The sequence below is a fragment of the Leptospira weilii genome (assembly GCF_006874765.1).
In the GTDB taxonomy this organism is placed as follows: Bacteria; Spirochaetota; Leptospiria; order Leptospirales; family Leptospiraceae; genus Leptospira; species Leptospira weilii.
In genome coordinates, this window is record NZ_CP040840.1 from 2,382,501 (window position 1) to 2,405,000 (window position 22,500).

The 22,500-nt window shown below is 42.2% G+C and carries 26 protein-coding genes (2 of these 26 running past the window's edge); 25 read left to right on the plus strand and 1 reads right to left on the minus strand.

The window, feature by feature from the left end; translation table 11 throughout:
* Positions 1-93 carry the final stretch of a C40 family peptidase gene (locus tag FHG67_RS11395; protein ID WP_004498456.1) on the plus strand. Its footprint begins 1,182 nt before the window's first position, so only the last 93 of its 1,275 coding nucleotides appear in the window; the start codon falls outside the window, past its left edge; its stop codon occupies positions 91-93.
* Between the two features lie 437 nt (positions 94-530).
* Here FHG67_RS11395 and FHG67_RS11400 read toward each other — a convergent pair whose 3' ends face one another.
* Positions 531-1,100 carry an LON peptidase substrate-binding domain-containing protein gene (locus FHG67_RS11400; RefSeq protein WP_004496110.1) on the minus strand — a complete coding sequence of 190 codons (570 nt, stop codon included), beginning with the start codon at positions 1,098-1,100 and terminating at the stop codon, positions 531-533.
* A gap of 108 nt (positions 1,101-1,208) precedes the next feature.
* Between FHG67_RS11400 and rfaE1 the strand changes: the two genes are divergently transcribed.
* From rfaE1 to FHG67_RS11520, 24 genes are all read left to right on the plus strand, one after another.
* Positions 1,209-2,222, plus strand: coding sequence for a D-glycero-beta-D-manno-heptose-7-phosphate kinase (gene rfaE1, locus FHG67_RS11405; RefSeq protein WP_004498450.1), 1,014 nt, complete (start codon positions 1,209-1,211; stop codon positions 2,220-2,222).
* 2 nt (positions 2,223-2,224) lie between these two features.
* Entirely contained in the window at positions 2,225-2,701 is a 477-nt protein-coding gene (gene rfaE2 / locus FHG67_RS11410) for a D-glycero-beta-D-manno-heptose 1-phosphate adenylyltransferase (RefSeq protein WP_004498493.1), read from the plus strand.
* A gap of 100 nt (positions 2,702-2,801) precedes the next feature.
* Positions 2,802-4,424: a CTP synthase gene (locus tag FHG67_RS11415; RefSeq protein ID WP_002617857.1), complete on the plus strand. Its 1,623-nt coding sequence runs from the start codon at positions 2,802-2,804 to the stop codon at positions 4,422-4,424.
* Complete coding sequence (gene kdsA / locus FHG67_RS11420) at positions 4,421-5,284, plus strand: 3-deoxy-8-phosphooctulonate synthase (RefSeq protein ID WP_004496116.1); 864 nt, start codon at positions 4,421-4,423, stop codon at positions 5,282-5,284. The genes FHG67_RS11415 and kdsA overlap by 4 nt, the downstream gene beginning before the upstream one ends.
* Before the next feature lie 11 nt (positions 5,285-5,295).
* A complete protein-coding gene (gene lptC, locus FHG67_RS11425; RefSeq protein WP_004496120.1) occupies positions 5,296-5,880 on the plus strand; it encodes an LPS export ABC transporter periplasmic protein LptC in 585 nt (194 codons plus the stop codon).
* The gene (locus FHG67_RS11430) at positions 5,877-7,238 is read left to right on the plus strand and encodes an LptA/OstA family protein (protein ID WP_004498417.1); all 1,362 of its coding nucleotides are present in this window, start codon (positions 5,877-5,879) and stop codon (positions 7,236-7,238) included. Before lptC ends, FHG67_RS11430 begins: the two co-directional genes overlap by 4 nt.
* Positions 7,239-7,247: 9 nt before the next feature.
* The gene (lptB, locus tag FHG67_RS11435; RefSeq protein WP_004496188.1) at positions 7,248-7,973 is read left to right on the plus strand and encodes an LPS export ABC transporter ATP-binding protein; all 726 of its coding nucleotides are present in this window, start codon (positions 7,248-7,250) and stop codon (positions 7,971-7,973) included.
* Entirely contained in the window at positions 7,970-9,391 is a 1,422-nt protein-coding gene (gene rpoN / locus FHG67_RS11440) for an RNA polymerase factor sigma-54 (protein ID WP_002617866.1), read from the plus strand. Before lptB ends, rpoN begins: the two co-directional genes overlap by 4 nt.
* A gap of 3 nt (positions 9,392-9,394) precedes the next feature.
* Positions 9,395-10,351 (plus strand): HPr(Ser) kinase/phosphatase, encoded by a 957-nt coding sequence (hprK, locus tag FHG67_RS11445; RefSeq protein WP_004496127.1) that lies wholly within the window; start codon positions 9,395-9,397, stop codon positions 10,349-10,351.
* Positions 10,332-10,595: an HPr family phosphocarrier protein gene (locus FHG67_RS11450; RefSeq protein ID WP_010579011.1), complete on the plus strand. Its 264-nt coding sequence runs from the start codon at positions 10,332-10,334 to the stop codon at positions 10,593-10,595. The genes hprK and FHG67_RS11450 overlap by 20 nt, the downstream gene beginning before the upstream one ends.
* Before the next feature lie 13 nt (positions 10,596-10,608).
* The gene (locus FHG67_RS11455) at positions 10,609-12,399 is read left to right on the plus strand and encodes an LIC_11548 family sensor histidine kinase (RefSeq protein WP_004498466.1); all 1,791 of its coding nucleotides are present in this window, start codon (positions 10,609-10,611) and stop codon (positions 12,397-12,399) included.
* 6 nt (positions 12,400-12,405) lie between these two features.
* Complete coding sequence (locus FHG67_RS11460) at positions 12,406-13,746, plus strand: sigma-54-dependent transcriptional regulator (RefSeq protein WP_004496205.1); 1,341 nt, start codon at positions 12,406-12,408, stop codon at positions 13,744-13,746.
* A complete protein-coding gene (locus tag FHG67_RS11465) occupies positions 13,739-14,584 on the plus strand; it encodes a hypothetical protein (RefSeq protein ID WP_004496140.1) in 846 nt (281 codons plus the stop codon). The genes FHG67_RS11460 and FHG67_RS11465 overlap by 8 nt, the downstream gene beginning before the upstream one ends.
* Entirely contained in the window at positions 14,581-16,524 is a 1,944-nt protein-coding gene (gene priA, locus FHG67_RS11470) for a replication restart helicase PriA (protein ID WP_004498441.1), read from the plus strand. The genes FHG67_RS11465 and priA overlap by 4 nt, the downstream gene beginning before the upstream one ends.
* A gap of 4 nt (positions 16,525-16,528) precedes the next feature.
* Positions 16,529-17,476, plus strand: coding sequence for a methionyl-tRNA formyltransferase (fmt, locus tag FHG67_RS11475; protein WP_004498425.1), 948 nt, complete (start codon positions 16,529-16,531; stop codon positions 17,474-17,476).
* Positions 17,473-18,468 (plus strand): PASTA domain-containing protein, encoded by a 996-nt coding sequence (locus tag FHG67_RS11480; RefSeq protein ID WP_004498452.1) that lies wholly within the window; start codon positions 17,473-17,475, stop codon positions 18,466-18,468. The genes fmt and FHG67_RS11480 overlap by 4 nt, the downstream gene beginning before the upstream one ends.
* Positions 18,465-19,118: a ribulose-phosphate 3-epimerase gene (gene rpe, locus FHG67_RS11485; protein ID WP_004498465.1), complete on the plus strand. Its 654-nt coding sequence runs from the start codon at positions 18,465-18,467 to the stop codon at positions 19,116-19,118. Before FHG67_RS11480 ends, rpe begins: the two co-directional genes overlap by 4 nt.
* 240 nt (positions 19,119-19,358) lie before the next feature.
* Positions 19,359-19,625: a 30S ribosomal protein S16 gene (gene rpsP, locus FHG67_RS11490; RefSeq protein WP_002618053.1), complete on the plus strand. Its 267-nt coding sequence runs from the start codon at positions 19,359-19,361 to the stop codon at positions 19,623-19,625.
* Positions 19,625-19,855 carry a KH domain-containing protein gene (locus tag FHG67_RS11495; RefSeq protein ID WP_002618023.1) on the plus strand — a complete coding sequence of 77 codons (231 nt, stop codon included), beginning with the start codon at positions 19,625-19,627 and terminating at the stop codon, positions 19,853-19,855. The genes rpsP and FHG67_RS11495 overlap by 1 nt, the downstream gene beginning before the upstream one ends.
* The gene (gene rimM, locus FHG67_RS11500; protein ID WP_036075251.1) at positions 19,848-20,378 is read left to right on the plus strand and encodes a ribosome maturation factor RimM; all 531 of its coding nucleotides are present in this window, start codon (positions 19,848-19,850) and stop codon (positions 20,376-20,378) included. The genes FHG67_RS11495 and rimM overlap by 8 nt, the downstream gene beginning before the upstream one ends.
* The gene (gene trmD, locus FHG67_RS11505) at positions 20,368-21,036 is read left to right on the plus strand and encodes a tRNA (guanosine(37)-N1)-methyltransferase TrmD (RefSeq protein ID WP_004498494.1); all 669 of its coding nucleotides are present in this window, start codon (positions 20,368-20,370) and stop codon (positions 21,034-21,036) included. Before rimM ends, trmD begins: the two co-directional genes overlap by 11 nt.
* Positions 21,033-21,458 (plus strand): 50S ribosomal protein L19, encoded by a 426-nt coding sequence (gene rplS, locus FHG67_RS11510; RefSeq protein WP_004496109.1) that lies wholly within the window; start codon positions 21,033-21,035, stop codon positions 21,456-21,458. The genes trmD and rplS overlap by 4 nt, the downstream gene beginning before the upstream one ends.
* A 6-nt stretch (positions 21,459-21,464) precedes the next feature.
* Positions 21,465-22,136, plus strand: coding sequence for a ribonuclease HII (locus tag FHG67_RS11515; RefSeq protein ID WP_004496166.1), 672 nt, complete (start codon positions 21,465-21,467; stop codon positions 22,134-22,136).
* Positions 22,137-22,232: 96 nt separating this feature from the next.
* On the plus strand, positions 22,233-22,500 hold the 5' portion of the coding sequence (locus FHG67_RS11520) for a hypothetical protein (RefSeq protein ID WP_004496144.1). Its footprint extends 482 nt past the window's final position; 268 of the gene's 750 nt are visible here — the first part of the coding sequence; it begins with the start codon at positions 22,233-22,235; its stop codon lies beyond the right edge, outside the window.

Below are 22,500 nucleotides of genomic sequence, written 5' to 3' on the forward strand. Positions count from 1 at the left end.
ACAAGAGGTGTTGTGATCGATAAGATTTCCATGAAATGGTGGTTAGATCGTTATGTGACATCGAGAAGGTTATTTAAGAAAGTAGAATCCTGACCGCGAGAATGGGCCATTCCCATAATCAACTCCACAAATTAAGAAGGCTTTTGGGATAATAAGGATCAAAAACTGATATTTTTCAAGTGTTCCGACAAGAATGAGGCTTTTTACTTGCAAAAAGTATGATTTTCTGATAGAGAAAAAATTTCCCGAGTCTCCCCACTACCAAAAACCAGGAAAACTCAGGCGCAGAGCTTTCCTAAACTCAAATCTCTCTCCGATAGGGCGCGTTGTGGAGCGTAAGTTTCACAGAGGATTTGTCGTAATTCCGACAGATTTACCTTCTTCGAATCCAAGTAATTGTGGGTAAGATTATGGCCATTCCAAATCACTTTTTATTATAAAATGGCAATGCTTTGGAAATCGAACCAGTCAATTGTAGGGCTGCAGATCACCCATCACCAAACTTACAGAGACACACGAACGCGACAAGATCATTCTCTCAAATTGAGTTCTTCCACAATTTCCATCAAAATATTCGTTTTTTCCATAGGATTCGGGTCTGCCAGGATTTCCTGTTTTTTAGCAAACTCGAAGTTGAGAATGGAGGCGATAAAGTCGATCGGGAAAGGATGAGTCACGAGTTCGTTCATTCTAAGAATCAAGTCTTCTCCCGCACCTTCAGAGAGAAGAATTCTCTTCGTCAAAAACAAAAGTCTTTCGAAAGTTTTCTTAAAATTTTCGTCTTTGAGATATTCGAAATCTGGTTCTATTTTTTCGATTTTCGCTACCCGGAAAGGTTCCACCGTTTCATAGTCGATCAGTTTAGCGATTCCCTTTCCTTCCAGAAGAATATTGGATCTTCCATCAGGAAGAGGATCTCTTCGGATAATCTTTCCCCAACCAAATACGGTTTCGATTTCAGGATGCTTAGAAAGAGTTTTTGATTTTGTAGGAAGTATGGGAGCTATGGCCAATTCTTCGCTCGATTCCATACAATAGTCGAGCATCAATCTGTATCTAGGTTCGAAAATATGAAGAGGTAAGTATGTCCCGGGAAACAAAATGATTTCCGGCAATGGAAAGATTGGGACAGTAATGATTGACACAGGAAGGCTACTATAACTGCTTAGAGAGAAACCGTAAATCAAAATCCCAAGGATCGGTAGAATTTGTACTATTTGAATAGAGATCGTTTCATAACCTCGACGGCGCGTCTTAAAGATTTAAAAATCATCGTGATCGGAGATTTCATTTTGGATGAGTATCTCATCGGAGAAGTGAATCGGATTTCTCCGGAAGCTCCCGTTCCAGTCGTTTGGGTGCGTAGAGAAAAGATCACTTTAGGCGGAGCTGGAAACGTAGTGAAAAATTTGTCGAGCCTAGGCGTAAAGTCTATCGTTCTTGGAAGAGTCGGAAAGGATGAAAAAGCGAAAAGTCTTTCGAAACTTCTCATGGATGAGAATACGGATAAAAGTCAGAATTTTCTGATCGAGTCCGATGAGATACCGACGATTTTAAAAACAAGAGTGATCGCGAGACATCAGCAAGTTTGTCGAATCGATAAGGAAGAATTAAAACCCATAAATCAAAAAGAAGAGGACGAACTGCTCAAAGCATTCTTGGAAAGAATTGATTTCGCAGACGCAGTGATTTTTTCCGATTACGATAAAGGAACCTTAACGCCAAGGGTCATTCGGGAAGTGTCCAAAGTTTGTTCAGATAAAAAAAAGATCGTGACAGTGGATCCTCAGGTGAGTCATTTTTTTCTTTACCAAGGAGTGAGCATACTTACTCCGAATCATCACGAAGCGGGTAACGCGATCGGAAGAAAGTTGGAAAACGATTCCGAGATCTTAAAAGCCGCACAGGAAATTTCCGAAAAACTTTCCTGTCTTTCTTTAATGATCACAAGAGGAGAAAAAGGAATGAGTTTATATCTCTCCTCTCAAAAAGAAATCTATCATATTCCGACCGTAGCGAGAGAAGTTTTCGACGTAACCGGAGCGGGGGATACGGTCATTAGCGTTTATACGGCCTATCATGCTGCGGGTCTTAGCGAATTGGATGCAAGTGTGGTCTCAAACGCCGCTGCGGGAGTTGTAATCGGTAAGTTAGGAGCGGAAACCGTAACTCCCGAGGAATTGGATCTTTCTTTACAATCGATAGGAAGTTTTCAAAAGTAAAGATGGACTTGAAGGCTCGTATCGTTCCTTGGGAAAACGTGGCAATTTTTGCGAACCGGATTCGAAAGAATCAAAGGATTGTTTTCACCAACGGATGTTTCGATTTGATCCACAGAGGTCACATTACGTATCTTTCCCAGGCTCGAGAACTCGGGGATTTTCTCTGGATCGGACTCAATTCGGATTCTTCCGTAAAACGCCTGAAAGGAGAACAAAGACCAGTGGTTCCTGAAGACGACCGAGCGATTCTTCTTTCTAACCTAAGATTTGTAGACGCAGTCACCATTTTTTCTCAGGACACGCCGCTCGAACTGATTCGTTTGATCAAACCTGCGATTCACGTAAAAGGGGGCGACTATAAGGCGGAAGATTTGCCTGAAACGTCAATCGTTCGCGAATTCGGCGGAAAAGTCGAAATATTACCTTTCGTCCCTGGAAAATCCACCTCTCTTCTGATCGAGAAAATCCTGAAACTCTAAAATGTATCGTTGCATTTTTTTAGAGACAGAATTCTTAGAAATTCCGGTTTGAATTTCAAGAAACACTAAAAAACCCTGTTCTTAAAGGCGGGAGCACAAGTTGTCGAGAACTAAGTTTATCTTTGTCACAGGAGGGGTAAGTTCCTCACTTGGAAAAGGAGTCACAGTCGCGGCTCTGGGTTGTTTGTTGGAAAGTAGAGGATACACGGTCTCTCTCCAAAAAATGGACCCTTATATCAATATCGATCCGGGAACCATGAGTCCCTACCAACACGGAGAAGTTTACGTAACCGCGGATGGAGCGGAAACCGATTTGGATCTCGGCTATTACGAACGTTTTACTCATTCCAAACTGTCCCGTAAAAATTCCGTATCCACCGGTCAAATTTATAATACGGTCATTCAAAGAGAAAGAAAGGGGGATTACCTGGGTCGTACGGTTCAGGTGGTTCCTCATATCACGAACGAAATTCGAAACCGGATGTACATCGTTGCCAGAGAGGAAAATCCCGATTTTATCATCGTGGAGATCGGTGGAACCGTGGGGGACATTGAATCGATTCCGTTCTTGGAAGCGATTCGTCAAATACGTTACGAACACGGAAGTTCGAACGTGCTATTTGTGCATCTTACCTTGGTTCCGACTATCACCGCTGCCGGGGAAGCAAAGACAAAACCGACGCAACATTCGGTCAAAGAATTGCTCGGGCTCGGAATTCAACCGGATATCCTAGTGTGTAGGGTTTCTCAGCCCATGACGAAGGAGATGAAGAATAAACTATCTCTTTTTTGCAACGTAAAGGAAGAGAACGTAATTTCTGCGAGCGATATATCCACATCTATCTACGAAATTCCTAAAATGTATAAGGAAGAAAAACTAGACGAAGTAGTTCTAAAAACGATGGGGATGGAACTTCGGGAATCCAATTTTTCCGAATGGGACAAGGTGATAAAAAGGCTACTTGGCACAAAACAAACCGTTCAAGTAGCGATTGTGGGAAAATATATTTCTTTACAAGACGCATATCGTTCCATCTACGAAAGTCTTTCCCATGGCGGAATCGCGCACGATACCAAAGTGGAATTCGTCAAAATCGATCCTGAAAATTTAAATAAAGACAATGTACAAGGTTCTTTGAAAAACGTCCACGGAGTTTTAGTGCCGGGCGGCTTTGGGGATCGCGGAATCGAGGGAAAAATTCTCGCGATCGAGTATGCAAGAACGAATGGAATTCCCTTTTTCGGAATCTGTCTTGGAATGCAATGTGCCGTCGTGGAATATGGAAGAAACGTTTTAAGACTCAAAGACGCTAATTCAACCGAAATCAGACCGGACACCGAATATCCGGTGATCTCGCTTTTGGAAGAACAAAACGATATCGAACAGATGGGCGGAACGATGAGGCTCGGTTCTTATCCTTGTAAAATTAAAAAAGATACTCTTTCTTACTCCGAATACCAATCGACACTCGTTCACGAACGGCATAGGCATAGATTCGAATTCACCAACCGTTATAGAAAGCAATACGAAGAAAACGGAATGGTTATTTCGGGTACTTCTCCGGACGACAGCCTCGTAGAGATCGTGGAAATTCCGGAACACAATTGGTTTGTAGGGGTTCAGTTTCATCCCGAATTTCAGTCCAGACCTACGCAGCCTCATCCCTTATTTGCTGGATTTATCCGTGCGGCCGTGAAATATTCAAAGAAAGGATCATCATGAGAGACAATACCTGTACTAAAAGAGATTTTCTAAACGGAAGTAAGATCGGAGGGGACGAACCTTTCTTTTTGATCGCCGGTCCCTGCGTGATGGAAAATCGGGATTTATTGGATCGAGTCTGTGCGGAGATGATCGAAATCTGCGAAGCATTAAAAATTCCTTATATTTTCAAAAGTAGTTTCGATAAGGCAAATCGCTCCTCTGTGAACTCCTATCGTGGGCCGGGACTTACGGAAGGCATTCAAAATTTAGAATATATCAAAAACAAATACAATGTTCCTGTTCTTACGGATATTCATGAAACGCACCAGATCGCTCCTTTAAAAGACGTGATCGATATCTATCAGATTCCCGCTTTTTTGTGCAGACAAACCGATCTCATAGCTGAGTCGGCCAAAACCGGAAGATGGGTCAACGTAAAAAAAGGGCAATTCCTCGCCCCTTCCGATACGAAGCATATTGCGGTAAAGATGAAGGAATCCGGAAACGACAAGGTGCTTGTAACCGAAAGAGGTACTTCTTTCGGTTACGGAAACTTGATCTTCGACGGAAGAGCGGTCCCGATCATTCACGGATTCGACATTCCTCTCATATTCGACGCGACTCATTCCGCACAACTTCCCGGAGCGGCCGGAAATATCACGGGCGGGCAAAGGGAATTTATTCCGAGTATTCTTCGCTCCGCGGTTTCTCTCGGGATCGAAGGAGTTTTTATGGAAGTACATCCTGATCCTCAAAAGGCTCTTTCGGATGCGACGACTCAATATCCTCTCTCTCAAATCAAAAACCTTTTAAAAGAAATGATTGGTCTGGATCGTTACGTCAAAAAAGAGATTCTCGTTTCCAGAAGCGAGTCGTAATCGGACTCGTCATGAGGAACAAAATCAACAATCGGGTTCGTATTTTTTCTCTTCCGGTTGTTTGCGCCTTTTTCATAGTAACATTTTTCTATTGTAAAAAAGTAAATTACGAAAGGGTTGAGAAGGAAAAAGAAAGCGGTTCCTCGGTTTCGATTCGGAATTTTAAAAGAGAAGCTTACGACGCGAGTGGGCAACTTCAGTGGGAATTGAGAGCGGAAGAATCCTACGTCTACGTAAATGAGAATAAAACAATATTCTACAATATCGATTTCGATCAGTATGAAAATGGAAAGTTCAAATCCAAACTTTTAGCCGAAAAAGGCGAAATTAATCACAAGACAAGATTGATGCTCCTAGAAGGTAATATTTTTCTAAGAACCGACGACAATAAGACTCTCGTTGCGAAGGTGATGGAGTACAACATGGATACGAAAAAGCTGGTGTCCGATTCGGAAGTAACCGTAAGCGCGGATGGAACCACGATCCGTGGGATCGGACTCAGAGCGGATAAGGATTTAAATAAGTTCACGATCCTAAAGCCGAGTGCGATTACACAGGGGGGTACCAATCCGTTGAAAGCGGCTGGATCCCTATGATTCGTAAACTTCTCGCCCTCCTATGCGCTTGTATTACATTTTTTCCATATTATGGAAACGTAAAGCCACCGCTTTTAGTGGGGAGCGATACTGCAGACAGAAAATTTGTGAACATTCCTCCGGAAAATCCGGAAAAAAAGGATGCGACTTCCAATTTCCCTACTTTTTGGGGGGGATCTTCTCTGACCCAAGAGGACAAAACCGTTTCCGGCTTGAAAGTTACGGTCTTTATCTTAGATGGAGGCGCTTGGATTCAGCACAAAAAAGTGAAACTTTCTGCAAACCAAATAGAGATTTACGGTAAGGACGCATTCAAAGGATTTTTACGAGGTGGGGTAGTCGTTCAAGACGGTGACAATGGTGTGACTCTTCGCGCGGGAACCGGTGAATACGATAAACTTGAAGAAAAGGTTACTATTAAAAATCGTCCCAGACTTTTTCACACGGATAAAAGTGGGGTTAAAACCGTTATTTCTGCAACATTCATCGAAAGAAATCTCGCTAAGAAAACGACTCTATTGAAGGAAAACGTAATCATCGCTCATCCACAAATTACCATTCTCTGCAAACAAGCTTTATTTGAAGAAGATTCGGATAAGATTGTGACAGATCCGGACCCGATTCTCATTGCAAAAGATCGTTATCTTACTGGAAAACAGCTCACGTTTTATACGAATATCAATAAAGTAGAGTTAGCCGGGGAAAGTATTCTTTTTCAGAATTATACAGAGAAAGAGGTCGTAGAGAAAAAAGATTCTCCGAATACGAAGGAAAAAATCAAAAAAGAAGTCACAAGAGTTGCGATCTTTAAAGGAGATCAACTTGTAAGCGACAAGGATGAAGGCGGAGAGACAAGGGTCGGTCTGTATGGAAACGCGACCATCTATCGCGGTAATTTGAAAATGAACGCGGAAAAGTTAGTCAGTTATGGGAAAAACTCTTCTAAGATAGAAGCTAGAAATCAAATTACGGTTCACGATCGGGAAAACGCATTGATCCTCTCCGGGAATGTCCTTGACTACTTTGAAAACGACCAATACATTCATTTGACCGATTCCGGAAAAATCGATTTTTTAGACAAAAAAACGAACGAGGTCACGAGTACGATGACTGCGATTGAGTTTGAGCGGTTTATGGATAAAAATGAAACCGTAATCCGGGGAAATGTTCTCGTAGAGGGAAAGGATTCTTTCGCAACGGGAGAATACGCCACATATTTTGAAAAAGAGGAAAAAGTATTTCTTGAGGGAAATCCGATTCTAAGAAAAAACGGCAGAGATATTCATGCAGGAAGGATAATATTCTTTCCGAGAGAAGGTCGGGCCCTTTTGACCGACGGAATCGACCCCGGAAAATGATCTGAGTATATGAGCAAAACCTTTCGAATGGATAACCTTATCAAGGTCTACAACAAAAGAAAGGTCGTAGACGGAGCCAGCTTCAATATCAAAAAAGGGGAAGTGGTCGGATTATTAGGTCCGAACGGAGCCGGTAAGACGACTTCTTTTTATATGTCGGTGGGCTTCGTAAGACCGGATTCCGGTAAGGTCTACATAGACGGACAAGACGTGACCGAATCTCCGATGCATATCCGTGCGAGACTCGGGGTCGGCTATCTCGCGCAGGAAGCCTCCATCTTTCGCAAGTTGACCGTTGCGGAAAATCTGGAAGCGATTTTGGAAACAATGAATCTTTCCAGACCCGAAATTATAAAACGAAGAGACGAACTTCTGATCGAGCTTCAGATCATGAGAGTCGCCAATCAAAAAGGTTATACTCTTTCGGGCGGAGAAAGAAGACGTTGTGAGATTGCGAGAGCGCTTGTCACCAATCCGGACTTTATTCTTTTGGACGAACCGTTTGCGGGTGTGGATCCGATCGCGGTGAAAGACATTCAAACCGTGATCGGGTCCTTGAAAGAAAGAGGACTTGGAATTCTCATTACCGATCATAACGTCCGAGAAACTTTAAAAATTACGGATCGTGCATATATCATGTATAGCGGAAGAATTTTGATTTCCGGTTCCACTCACGATCTTGTAAATGATCCGGAGACGAGAAGAATCTATTTGGGCGAGGATTTTACACTGTGAATCTTAGTCAGTCACTGATTCAGAAACAAACTCAAAAACTGGTGATGACCCAGGACCTAAGACAGTCCATAGAACTTTTACCCTTATCCACTTTGGAACTTTCGGATCGAATCAATTCTGAACTTGTGGAAAATCCGATGCTTGAGGAAGAATACGCTTCGGAAAGAAATAGAACCCCTGATCTGTATAGCAGAGACGATCTAAAGAGAAAAGAGAAGAACGACTTTCTTAAAAATTCGGACGTGACCTGGCAGGATCATTTTTCCTTGGACAAAGCAAGTAGTACTGGCTCAGATGCTTCCGATCGAAACCAGAAATACATTGAGTCTTCTCCTGAAAGAAGTTCTTTGTCGGAACACCTTCTTTGGCAACTTAGGCTTTCCAGTTTAAAGCCGGAGGAAATCTCCATCGGAGAAATGTTGATTTCCATGCTTGACGATCACGGATTTATCACGATTCCGATTTCGGATCTTTGCAAAGAGATGAAACTGAACGAAAAAAAAGTGCGTAAAATTTTGGATCAGATTCAGAGATTGGATCCGATCGGAATCGGAACTAAGAATGTCCAAGAAACTCTTCTTATCCAAGCACAGATCGTAAAACCGGAAGATCAAAAGCTTCATGCTCTAATTCGAGATCATATCAAGGATCTAGAGAAATTGGATTATAAATCGATTTCCAAAAAGATGGAAATCTCTCTGGAAACTGTGGAGTCCCTTGCGTCTGAAATCAAAAAATTGGAACCCTATCCCGCCACCCTTTACACTTCAAACAAACCGGATTATGTGATCCCCGATGTGATCGTGAGGGAAGTGGAGGGAGAATTTGATATATACATCAACGACGAATGGATACCCCGTCTTAAGATCAATAAAGAATATAAGAATATTCTAAAGAATGCGAAAGAGTCGGATAGGGAGTACATCACGTCTAAACTCGGTTCCGCGGAATGGCTTATCCGTTCCGTAAATCAAAGAAGGCAAACTTTATTTAAGGTCACTTCCGCGATTATAGAAATGCAAACCGAGTTTTTTCAAAAAGGGATTCAGTATATAAAACCTCTGACTCTCAAGGACATCGCCGAAAAGTTGGAGATGCACGAGTCCACTATTTCCAGGATCACTTCCAATAAATACGTTCAAACTTCCAGAGGAATCATGGAATTAAAGTGGTTTTTTTCCTCCGGGGTTCGTTCTTCCGAAGGCGGGATCGAATCTTCTAAAAAAATTCACGATCTCATTCGAAATCTCGTCAAAGAGGAGCAATCCGATAATCCTTTGTCCGATCAGGAAATCGTGGAAGCGATCGGGAAACAAGGAATCGAAATCGCAAGAAGAACAGTTGCCAAATACAGAAAGATCTTAAAAATTCTTCCTTCCAGCCAAAGAAAAAAAGTCAAATCTCTGGAGTCCAGATAATCCATGTCGATGCCGGGAATTAACGTTTCCAATCTTCTCAATGAACACGAGGAGTTAGGTTTACGTTTGCTTGCGGGGGAAAAGGGACTTACCAATCGAATCAATATGTCCGAGATCAATCGACCCGGACTTTCTCTTACCGGGTTTTACGAAAGTTTTGCGCATGACCGGATTCAGATTTTTGGAAAGGGGGAATGGGCTTACATCACTTCCAGAATTCCGGAAGATTTAAAAAACATAGCCGCGGATTTTTTCAGCTTTCATCTCAATTGTATCATCTTCACACACGGAAACATGCCTCCTCTGATTTTCATGGAAAACTGCGAAAAACTCGGAATTCCTCTGATGATCTCCGACGTTTCTACTCATAAATTCATCACTCTTATCTCCGGGATTTTGGATCGTAGTCTGGCACCGAGAACCATGAGACACGGAGTTTTGATCGAAGTTTTCGGGATTGGAATTCTTCTTTCCGGAAAAAGCGGAGTAGGTAAAAGCGAAACCGCTCTCGAACTTATAGAAAGAGGACATCGGCTTGTCGCGGACGATATGGTCGAGATCAGAAGACTTTCGGAAAGTTATCTTATCGGAACCTGTTCCGATCTTCTGAGGCACCACATGGAAATTCGTGGATTAGGGATTTTGAATATTAAAGATATCTTTGGGATCGGTTCGGTAAGGGATCATAAACTTATAGAACTCATCATTCATTTGGAGGAATGGACCGAAGACAAGGATTTCGACAGAACGGGACTTGAAAATCCCACAGAAGAACTTTTGGGCGTTCAGATTCCCCTCATTCGAGTTCCGGTCAGACCGGGAAGGAATATTCCGATCATCGTGGAAACCGCCGCCATGAACCAACGTCTACGTAAACTGGGTAAAAATGCGGCGCAAGAATTCAATCAAAAGCTAAGTAATTATCTACAGCAGGGTAAAGTTGAAAGAAATCCTCCTTAAAATTAATGAAAACGGCACCGGAATGCATGCAAGACCCGCGTCCGTATTTGTAAACTGCGCCTCCAAGTTTCCTTGCGAAATCACGGTAGTCAAAGACGAGGTCGTCGTGAACGGAAAAAGTATTATGGGGCTTATGATGCTCGCTCTTGCGCCCGGAAATGAATTTAAAATTCAGGTCGAAGGCGAAAAGGAAGATGAAGCCTTGGAGGCTCTAAGTAATATCGTAAACAACGATTTCGTTTAACAAATTCGAATCCATGAACGATGAAACCAGATATTATCTACGGGATTTGCTCGTCTTAGGTTTGAACATTTTGCTTTCCGTAATTCTCGCCGAAACGTTTCAGTTTTCGGATCAAAACGCCGTATCGGACGATATAGGGTTTTTAGACAGAATCGTGGTTTATATCTTCTTTTTCATTCCGCTTTTTTCTCTTTCACTTCTTATCTCCTATTTTTATAGGAACAAACGTAATTTAGAGACGGGAAGACTTAAAAGCTCCATAAGATATCGTCTAACGTTATCGTTTATCTTTGTCGCACTTCTTCCTTTGTTGCCGATCTTATTTCTTTCCTCCAACGTCACCGGAAAACTCTACGAAAGATTCTACGGAATCGATATAGAAGAAGCGCTTTTGTCCGGTGAAACTTTGATTTTAAACGAAGAAAAACCACAAAAAAAATTGCTCGTTGAAAAAACGCGCCTTTTGGAAAGTTTTCTGAGAATACAACCCCTCAACTTGGAATCCTTGGTTGCAGTAGCTTCTAAACTCAATCTGATTCAAAGTGACGAATTCTACGTGGGCATTTACGAGAACGAAAAACCGATTTTAGAAAATCGTGCTTTGAAATACAAGCCCTTGGAAAAAAATTTCAAGTCTTTCTCGAAAAATTCGAGTTGGAGGGAATTTTCAAGTTATCGCCCGGATTATTGTATGTATTTCATCCGAGTTCCGTTTCCCGCCGGAAATTACAACCTTCAAACAGGAATTAGAATTCACAAAGAAAAGGAAAGGAGCGTATACTCTGTGATTTCCACCAGAAGGAATTACGACCGCGCGGATCTAACCAAGGAGAAACTTCCATATCGAATTCGTCTAACGTTCAGCATTATCACGGTTTCTATTTTTCTACTTGCGATTTATTTTTCTCTTCTTTTCGCCAGAAAAATTTCCAGACCGATTATAGAGCTGGCAAATGCGACTCAAAAAATTTCCATGGGAGATACGGATATCAACCTCGAAATCCGAGAAGCTGGGGAGATCGGCGCTCTCATCGACTCTTTTAATCAGATGGTAAAGGATCTGAAATCGAAAGACGAGGAGCTTATGCAAAGTCAGAGAATCGCGGCATGGAAAGAAGTCGCGCAGAGAATGGCGCACGAAATCAAGAATCCTCTGACTCCGATTCAACTTTCCGCGGAGAGAATTCGTAGAAAGATGAGATCGGAAAATAAGGAACAATTTCGCGAAATCGTTTCAACCGGGACCGATACGATCATCAAACAAGTTCGCGTATTGGAACATCTCGTGAACGAATTTTCCGATTTTGCCCGGATGCCCACTCCGAAGCTAATCAATCAGAATCTGGAACCGATCATTCTCGAAGCTGTAAAACTTTTTGAACATACCCCGCAAATCAAAATCACAACGAGTATTTCAAAGGGTTTTCCTCAATTATTTTTGGATCAAAAAATCGTTCTGAGGGTTCTCACAAACCTTATTAAAAATTCCATGGAAGCCATCGAAAGAAAACGGGAGAAAGAAAAATTATCCAATTATATGGGTTCGATTTTGATTTCCGCTTCGACGACCAGAAAGATCATGAGAAGAGTTGCGGTGATTTCAGTCGAAGACAACGGAATCGGAATTTCGGCGGAATTGAAACAAAAAGTTTTTGAACCGTATTACTCCACAAAAAATAGCAATACTTCCGGAATCGGTTTAGCGATCGTTCAAAAAAGTGTGATTGACCACAATGGTCATATTTCTGTAGATTCTTCTCGTATGGGTGGATGTCGTTTTCAAATCGAACTTCCCGTATCGTAACCGATCATGAAAATTTTTATCGTCGACGACGAACCCGAAATTAGAAAATCCCTGAAGGAAATCTTAGAAGACGAAAATTTCGAAGTGGAAACTTTTTCCACAGGCAAAACTTTACTGAAACAACTCAAAAATGAAAGGCCTTCTTTGATTCTTTTGGATGTCTGGTTAGGCAAGGAAGATGGGATCGTCATTTTAGACGAATGCAAAAAACTTTATCCGACTCTTCCTGTGCTTATGATCTCCGGGCATGGAACGATCGAAATTGCGGTCTCGGCCACTAAAAAAGGAGCCGTTGATTTTTTGGAAAAACCACTTTCCATTGAAAAGGTACTCCAGGCGATCGAGAACGTAATCAAACCGGAGGGAAAATATTCCTCTATTAAATTAGAATATGATGAAATTCTGGGAAACTCTCCTGCGATTCAAAAAGTAAAGTTTGCGATTGCTCAGGCCGCTTCTACAAACGCTCGAGTTTTTATATACGGAGAAAACGGGACTGGAAAGGAACTCGTTGCTAGAACCATATTCAAAAATTCTAAACGAAAGGATTTGCCTTTTGTCGAAATGAACTGTGCCGCGATTCCGGAAGAACTCATCGAGTCCGAATTGTTCGGATTTACGAAAGGGGCTTTTACGGGGGCGACTGATTCCAGAATCGGAAAATTCGAAGCCGCCAACGGAGGGACTTTGTTTCTCGACGAAATTTGCGACATGTCCTTGTCGACACAGGCAAAGGTTTTGCGAATTCTCCAAGAACAAAGATTTGAAAAACTGGGAAGCACGGAAACGATCACGGTGGACGTTAGGATCATCGCCGCGACCAACATTCCAGTGGAAGAGGCGATCCGGGAAGGAAAGTTTAGAGAAGACTTATATTATCGATTGAATGTGATTCCGATTACGATTCCACCTCTTCGGGAAAGAACCTCCGATATCCCTTTGTTGGTGGACTATTATATTTCTAAAACTTTGGAAGAAAACAATCTATCTCCGAAGAAGATCGAATCCGAGGCTATTTCCATACTTCAAAATCATTTTTGGCCTGGAAATATTCGGGAATTGAAAAACGTTATGGAAAGGCTTTGTATCATGACAGTGGGATCTACGATTACCGCAAACGACACGAGAGATGCACTGAAAGGATTCAAAACGGCGAATGAGATGGTGGAGTTAGGGGATTTTCGAAAAGCTAAGGAAGAATTCGAAAGACAGTATATTATAAAGACGTTACAGACTAACGAAGGCAATGTGACTAGAACCTCCCGGGTTCTCGGAATAGAACGTTCTCATTTATACAGAAAGATGAAGTCGCTTAACATTTCTTCGGATCAGTACACGGATGGATAAGGAGATTCTTTCTGAACTCCGAAGAATTCTGGGGGATCTTCGTTTTTTGATTCAAAAAAAACAGGTTCCGATTCTAAAACTTTCGGGAGAACAACCTCCAGAAACTACGGAGCTCGTTTGGAAAGAGGAGATTTGGCTTCCTTCTTCTCAATCCCACGATCTCGAACTGGAAGCTACCGGAATTCAGGTTCGAAGAGCCGCCAGAACGGCGGAGAGGAACTTTGTTTGTAAACTTTGTTCCGAACGGATCAGTGCGGTTCGTAATTTTATAATCAAAGGACGAAAACCTATATTAGTACTTCATTATACGGGAGAAATCGTCCCCGGGAAGTCTGCATTTTCCAAAACCTCTCCGGATCAGATTTTTAGGACTAAAGAAGCCGAAGAACTTTTCGGGAGAATGATCCAAAAACAATTCGGATTCAGCCATAAGGAATTTTATTATCAGGAATATCCGGCTTGTATTTTCGCTCATTCCAAGTCGAATGCAACAGACTGGAAAGTCAGAACCGAAAAATGCGAAGTTCAAGTCAAAGAAACGATCGATTCCGAAAAAATCAAAGGAATTATTCTTTTGGGAACGAGCGCTATCGCGGTCTATGGAAAGGAAAAAGCCCTCGAAATGATGGGAAGAACGTTAGACTTCCTTCCGGGAGTGCCGATGATCGTTCTCAGATCTCCCGAAGCGATTGTGGCAATCGAAACCAAACGTAAAAATTTTAGGGGGGCTAAAGATTCTTTTGAATTCGAGACGATCAAAAAAGAGGAGATCTCGATTAAGGAAAGTATTCTTTCTCAACTCTCTCTTTTCCAAAATAAACTCAAGGATATATTTTGATCTATTACGCCGAAGTTGCGTTTGATCTTCCGATCGAAGAAGATACGTTTACATACGAAGTTCCTCCGAACACACAAATCGGAGTCCGCGTTTTGGCAAAACTCAGAAACAGGGAAGAAGAGGGAATTATCGTCTCGATTCATCAAAACGAACCGAGTTATAAGGTTTTGCCGGTGGTGAAAATCATAGATAAAACTCCGATTGTCCTCAGGGAACAAATCGATCTTGCATACTGGATGAAGGATCAATACATCGCGTCTCTCGGAGAGTGTATCTATAAGATGATTCCCGCGGGAAGAAGACAGGTTAAACTAGAGGCGTTTCCTTCGGATTCGGAAGGCAAACCCGTAACGTTAAACGAAGAACAGGAAGTCGCTTATCAAAATATTCTTTCCACCTTCGGACGAACTGCGGTTCATCTTCTATTCGGAATCACAGGTTCCGGTAAAACCGAAATTTACATACACCTCATTCAAAAAGCGCTCGAAACTCCGAATCGTTCCGTGATTCTACTGGTCCCTGAAATCAGTTTAACGTTTCATATTATCCGAAAGTTGGAGCTTATCTTCCCGGGACAACTGGCTGTGCTTCATTCCGCACTCAAGATCTCCGAGAAATTCAAGGCATACAACGAACTTTTAAGCGGTAAAAAAAGAATCGCGGTCGGAACGAGAAGCGCGGTTTTCGCCCCGGTTTCGAATCTCGGCCTTGTCATCATCGACGAAGATCATGATTCTTCGTTTAAGGAACATTCCAGTCCGAGATATCACTCGCGCCAAGTTGCGATGCAAAGGTGCAAAACCAACAACGCGGTTCTTGTGATGGGAACTGCGACTCCCTCTTTGGAAATCTATCATCTCGCCAAGGAAAAAAAAATCTATCTGCATACTCTCACGAAAAGACCGGAAGGGGTTTTGCCTCCGACCGTTCGTATCGTGGAAAATCAAAAAGAGTCTAACGTTATTAGTTCCGAGCTTTCTTTCGAGATCAAACGAAGACTGGCTAAAAAAGAACAGGTAATTCTTCTTTTGAACAGAAGAGGGTATAGTCCTTTAATTCACTCTCCTTCAACTTCTTCCTACGTTCCTTGTCCGAATTGTACAACCAATCTTTGTTATCATAAAAAAGGGACTGCGATCTGCCACCTCTGCGGCCATACCGAAAATTTGGATTCCTTGGAAAAAAGAATGGGGGAACGATTTACTCTGAAAGGAACCGGAACCCAAAAATTGGAAGAGAATCTTTTAGAAGCGTTTCCCAAAGCGAGAGTGGAACGTTTGGATCAGGATTCCATTCAGGACCGGAGTTTGTTAAACGAAGTACTTTCCCGATTACTTGAGGGAGAAATCGACATTCTCACCGGGACACAGATGATCGCAAAAGGTCTCGACGCGTCGCAGGTCACGTTAGTCGGCGTTTTAAACGCCGGGATCGGCCTCGGGCTTCCGGACTTTCGCGCGAACGAAAGGGTTTTTTCGCTTTTGACTCAGGTCGCGGGAAGGGCGGGTCGATCGAAACTAAAAGGAGAAGTGATCATTGAAACGAATGTTCCCGATCATCCGGTGATCCAGATGGCGACAAGTCAAAACTACATTCAATTTTATGAATCTGAAATTCCGGTAAGAAAAGAACTCTTTTATCCTCCCTTTTCCAGACTTGTACGAATCGTTTCCAGATCCAAAGACGAAAAGATTTCTTTGGAAACGATCGAACTGGTATTCGGGGTTTTAAAAAAATTCTTTCCATCCAAGGATACGATTCTGCTCGGCCCCGCGCCTTGTCCTTTTTATAGGATCGATTCCAACTTTAGGAATCATATCATTCTTAAAACTACTTCTCTGGGCGATTGGAGGGAAATTTTTAAAAAAGAGATTCGTCCTCTGAAACTTTCGAAAAAAGTGTATTTAGAAATCGACTTCGATCCTTTGGATCTGGTGTAATATTATGAAAATCGGATACTTTGGAACCCCGGAACATTCCGCAAAACTTTTACAAGCGTTGATCGATTCTAAACTTGCTGAAGTTTTGTTTGTCGTCACTAATCCCGATCGTCCTAAAGGAAGAAGTAAAACTCCCGAAGCCGGTCCAGTAAAAAAAATCGCGCTCGAACGCCATATTCCCGTATTTCAATACGAATCCATTAAAAGGGAAAAAGAAAAAGCCCTTTCTGATTTCGGTTCTTTCCCTGCGGATCTCTATGTGGTCTTTGCCTACGGCTCCATTCTTCCCAAAGAGGTGTACGAGCGCCCTCCTTTGTCTTCCATCAACTTACACGGATCTTTGTTGCCGGATTTACGTGGAGCTTCCCCCGTTCAAACCGCACTTTGGAAAGGTTACAGCACATCCGGGATTACGATTCAATACATCGGGGAAAAAATGGACGAAGGTGATATTCTTTTGTCTCTGGAAATCGATATCGTCCCGGAAGATAATACGGGAACTTTGATGAATAAGATCACAGACGCAGGAATCGAATCGGTTCTTAAGTTATTGAGGACATACGATGGGAAACCGTTTCCTGCCGTTCCTCAAGATCACGGTAAGGCAACGTATTGCGGAAAAATCAAATCGGAAGATAGAATTTTAGATTGGTCTCTCGGAGCAGAGGAACTGCACAATCGAATCCGAGCCTTATATCCGGATGCGATTGCAACGACTCGGTTTCGGGAAAAAAGAATGGGTATTCTGAAAACAAGGCTTTCTTCCTTGCCCGTCGAATCGAATCCAGGGCCTGGCAAATTGAAACGGTTGGACAAAAAAGGCCTTCTTACGCAGTGTGGTGATGGTAGATTTCTGGAAATTCTGGAATTACAACCGGAAAATAAAAACAGGATGTCTGCATCCGATTTTCTCAACGGTTTCAGAATCCAGGAAGGGGAAACATTCGGGTGAATCAGGAACAAATCAAAGAAAAGTATCTTCCGATCGGAGGTTACATCTTATTTTTAGCGGTCGGTCTCCTTTTATTTTTTAGTGCGGCTTTCCTAATCGTATTTATAAGAACTAAAAATACGGCCAAAATAATCGTTCCGGATCTGATCGGAAAATCCTATCCCGAAGTTCACAACGAATTAGGTCGTCTTCAATTGAAAGTACGTCTGGAAAACAAACGTTATCCGGATAAGACAGACGGAATCATTCTTTATCAATCCATTCGTCCCGGAAGAGAAATAGAAGCGGGCAGCAAGATCGTTCTAACCGTAAACACGGGACTGGATCGTTTGATCGTTCCCGACGTAAGAGGCCAGTCCATTGATTCCGCAAAAGCAAATCTTCAGAAAGTTCTTTCCGGAGAAACGTACGTCGAAATGCAAATCGGCGGAATTACTTATATCGAACCGCAAGCGGATCAACTTCCGAATACGATCATCGACCAAATTCCGGAACCGGGAAAAAATACTTCCGCAAGAGAAAAAGTGTTCTTACTCGTAACCAAGGCTCCATCCAAGGCTAAGGAAGAGTTTTCACCTGTCTCTTTCCAAGGTGCGTCTTTTCCACTCGTTCAAAAGAGTCTAACTCGTTCGGGAATCAAAAGCAGAGTGGAAGAAATCGTAAAAACCCGAGTTCGTTCGGAAAATGGACTTGTTCAATCGGCAAGATTAGAAGAGGACGAGGTTCGTTTTAAGGTTTATTATTTCGAACCCGAACTTGCAATTGAAAGCGGTTACGAAATGTTTTCTTACAAAGTCGGAGATGACGGAGACTACAAAGCGATTCTCAAGGTTCCCAATCAGGAAGAACCAGATGTATTGACTCTTCCGATCGCTCTCAAGGACGGCGAAAAATTTCAGACCGTATTTTATCGGAAAGGAAACATAAAGCTGACTCTCTTGGATGCGTCCGATGCAAAAGTAAAATCCAAATCCTACGAGAGCGAGCTTTGAAGATTTCCGCATCCATTCTAGCGACAAAGCTGACCGAACTAGGAGAAACCGTTCCTCACTACGATCCGAATGCGATTGACCTGATGCACATGGACGTAATGGACGGAAATTTTGTTCCTCAGATCAGTTTCGGAGAAGCGCTCAGCAAAGAAGTTAAAGCTCTTACATCAATTCCGTTGGACGTACATCTGATGGTTTCCAAACCGGAAAATCACGTTTCTAAATATTATGAACTGAATCCTTATTGCATCACATTTCACATTGAAACCACCAACTTTCCAGTGCGGCTTGCTCAGGAAATAAAAAGTCACGGAACAAAAGTGGGAATTTCGCTAAATCCGGGGACTTCCGTTTCCGCTCTGGAAAACGTCCTTCCTTATGTGGATCTGATTCTTTTGATGACGGTCGAACCGGGTTTTTACGGACAAAAATTCATTGCAAATGGAATGGAAAAAATCCGGAAAGCAAAAGAGTTGATCCGTACCAGACCGATCGAACTCGAAGTGGACGGAGGAGTCAACGATACCAACATCCAAGAACTGGGGAAGAATGGAGTGGATATCGTGGTTGTCGGAGCTGGACTTTATAAGACAGGAAAACCCGTGGATAATGCGAGAAATCTGAAGTCCTTAGCAAAAGGGGAAAAATGATTGGTCAAGTCACGATTCATTGGATCTGAGGTTTTCCCACCATTATCAAAGAAATCTTTTGAAAGTTTTACGTATCTTGCGTTTCCATTCCGGATTGTATTTTAAGTTCGTTTCATCTTGGTTCTTTTAGTATGTTTTCTTGACAGAGGGACATATTGTCTAATATTGGTAAAAATTACGCATTCTTTTTTCGGATGTCTATGATTCGAAGCAATAGAATGGTTTAAAAGGAAACATCCCTTGGTAAAGCTTAGATTACAAAGAACTGGAACCAAACACGATCCTCATTATAGAATTGTTGCAGCTAATAGCAGAGCGCCTAGAGACGGAAAATTTGTAGATATCGTAGGCCATTACCATCCGGCTCAGATTAAAGAACAGACTACCTTTCATAAGGAAAAAATTCTTACCTGGCTGAAAAATGGGGCTCAACCGACCGGAACCGTTCTGAACCTGTTTAAGAACGCGGGAATCTGGGCGGAATATAAAACCGCTCTTAAAAAGTAATGGAAGAATTACTGAAGTACATTGTTGCTTCTCTCGTTGAATTTCCGGAAGAAATTGTAATTCGAGAAATCGAAGGAGAAGAACAAAACATCGTCGAACTTCGAGTTTCCCCGAAGGATGTGGGAAAAGTTATCGGTAAAAACGGTCGTATTGCAAAATCCCTGCGCGCAATTCTTACCGCGGCTTCCGTAAAAGCAGGCAAAAACTTCTCTCTAGAGATCATTGACTGAAGGGTGGATTTCCCTTGGTCAATTGGGCAAACCCTTTGGAATCAAAGGATGGCTTCGTTTTAACGTTCAAGAGTCTGTTCTCACAGAGGTCAAACTTCCAGTTCGATTAAAGCTGGGTAAACCCGATCCCAATTTTCCCGAAAAAGAAATTACTCTTTTAGAAATCCGTCCACACAGCGGAAAGTTCGTCGTTCGTTTTGAAGGAATTACCACTCCCGAAGAAGCGGAAAAGTGGGTTGGAGGAATTCTTTTTCTGCCTCAAAGCCTTCTTCCTAAAATCAAAACTAAAAACGAATTTTATGTCAGAGATCTTGTAGGCTTACAAGCAATCGATGAATCCGGAAAGAGCCTGAATTGGAAACTGACGGATATACAAGACAACCCTGCACATCCGATTCTTGTCTTTTCAAAACCGGAAGGGGAGGAAATTCTCATCCCCTTTTTACACGTTTTTGTGGGAGAACTAAATCTGGAAAAAAAGACAATCGTATTGATACGATCGGAGCTTTGGAATGAAGTTTAATTTCATCACACTCTTTCCGGAAAAGATCCAATCTTATTTCTCGGAAGGGCTCCAACAAAAGGCGATTGAATCCGGAGTGTTTTCTATAAACACAGTTCACCTAAGGGATTTTTCTGGAAACAAACACAATCGAGTGGATGATACGATTTACGGAGGGGGACCGGGGATGCTTCTTCGAGTAGAACCGATTCACAAGGCGCTTTTATCCTTGGGGGAAAATAAGGGAGTTGTTATTTTAACCTCTCCGTCAGGAATTCCATTTCATCAAGGAATCGCTAGCAAATTGAAAGAAGCCGGAAAACCTCTAACATTCATTTCAGGTTATTACGAAGGTGTGGATCACCGCGTTGCGGAACATCTAGTTGACATGGAAATGTCCCTTGGAAATTATGTATTATCTGCTGGGGATTTAGCCAGTATTTGTATAGCAGATGCTGTGTCCAGGCTTTTGCCAGGTTTTTTAGGGGCAGGGGAAAGCCTTCTGGATGAGTCTCATAACCATCCGGACGTTTTGGAATATCCGCAGTTCACAAAACCCTCGGAATACAATGGATGGAAAGTTCCTGAAGTGCTACTTAGCGGTAATCACGCTTCGATTTTAGCGTGGAGGGAACAAAATAGAAAAAAGATCGATTTTGATCAAGAGAGGAAATTATGAATCAACTTTTAAGAAAAGTATTAACTTCGGACGCCGAAAGAAAGCAAAATTTCGCTGTAGGAGATACTGTTAAAGTACATTATAAAATTGTTGAGTCCGGAAAGGAAAGAGTTCAGATTTACGAGGGCGTCGTAATTTCCATCGCAAACGAAGCAAACGGAAGAACTTTCACGGTTCGTAGAGTTTCCTACGATATCGGAGTAGAAAGAATTTTTCCTTTGTTTTCTCCAAGAATCGCCAAGATAGAACTTGTTCGTAAAGGGAAAGTAAGAAGAGCAAAACTCTACTACTTGAGAAACTTATCCGGAAAAGCGGCTCGTATCAAAGAACTCAAGGGTGGTAAAGCCCTTGTAAGTGAAGATAGAAAAAGACAACAAGAAAACTCCGCTACCGAGACTACTGCAAAATCAAAAGCAGAATAAGCCGGTTTGCCGGAGTCGTTTTTCACTCATTTTGAACCGGAAGAATACCGGTTCTATTCAGAATCGATTCCTTGTGGAATCGACGAAGCCGGAAGAGGTCCTTATGCGGGACCTCTTTCTGTTGCATTGGTCTCTTTTTCTCAAAATACGCTGAACCAAATCCTGGAAGGAAAGATTCTCAAAGGATTAACTGATTCTAAAAAACTTTCCGAGAGAAAAAGAGAAACACTCTATCCGGAAATTCTAAAAACCGCACAAATTTCGCACCGAACCTTCCTAAGCCCGAATTATATCGACCGGGAAGGGATCAATCGAGCCGTACTAGAAGGAATTCGAAAATGCACTAAAATGGCGATTCGATCTGTTTCATCCGCTCTTCCTCTGCAACTTTTAATCGACGGAAACTATAACTTCAATCGTTATCCAGAGTGGAATTATTTTAAGAATCGTTCCTCTTTTTATACGAAGGGAGATCTTAGAATCGTGAGTATTGCGGCCGCCTCCATTTTAGCAAAAGTCGGTCGGGACCGCTACATGACTTCCATCTCCAAAAAATACCCAGATTATCGATTTGATCAACATAAAGGATACGGAACAAAACTGCACGAAGAACTGATTCTCCGGCACGGTCTTTCCGATATTCATAGAAGAAGTTTTACTGGAAAATTTCTACAGTAAACTCGGAGTCTAATTATTAGGCAGAGTGACCGAAATATTCGGGAAGTTTCGGATTTGTAAGATGTCCATTATGATACCTTTCGAGATCGGGTTCTTATGAAACTTTCTGCGGATTTTTTCACCGGAAATTTACGCCTTCTTTTGGGAAGGGAATCTCAGTTTCAAGGTTCGAATCTTTTCGGTTTAGCCTTAAATCGAAATATCAAAGGCTCCGTGTTGGACATTTTCCCAGGAGGGGGTTGGCTTTCCATCGAAGGCCAACGATTGAAAGCTTTTTCCGAATCGGCCATTCTACTTAAGGGAGAGAGACTTACATTGGTCGCTCAGCTTGGTAAAAAAGGAGTTGAATTACATATTTTAGAAA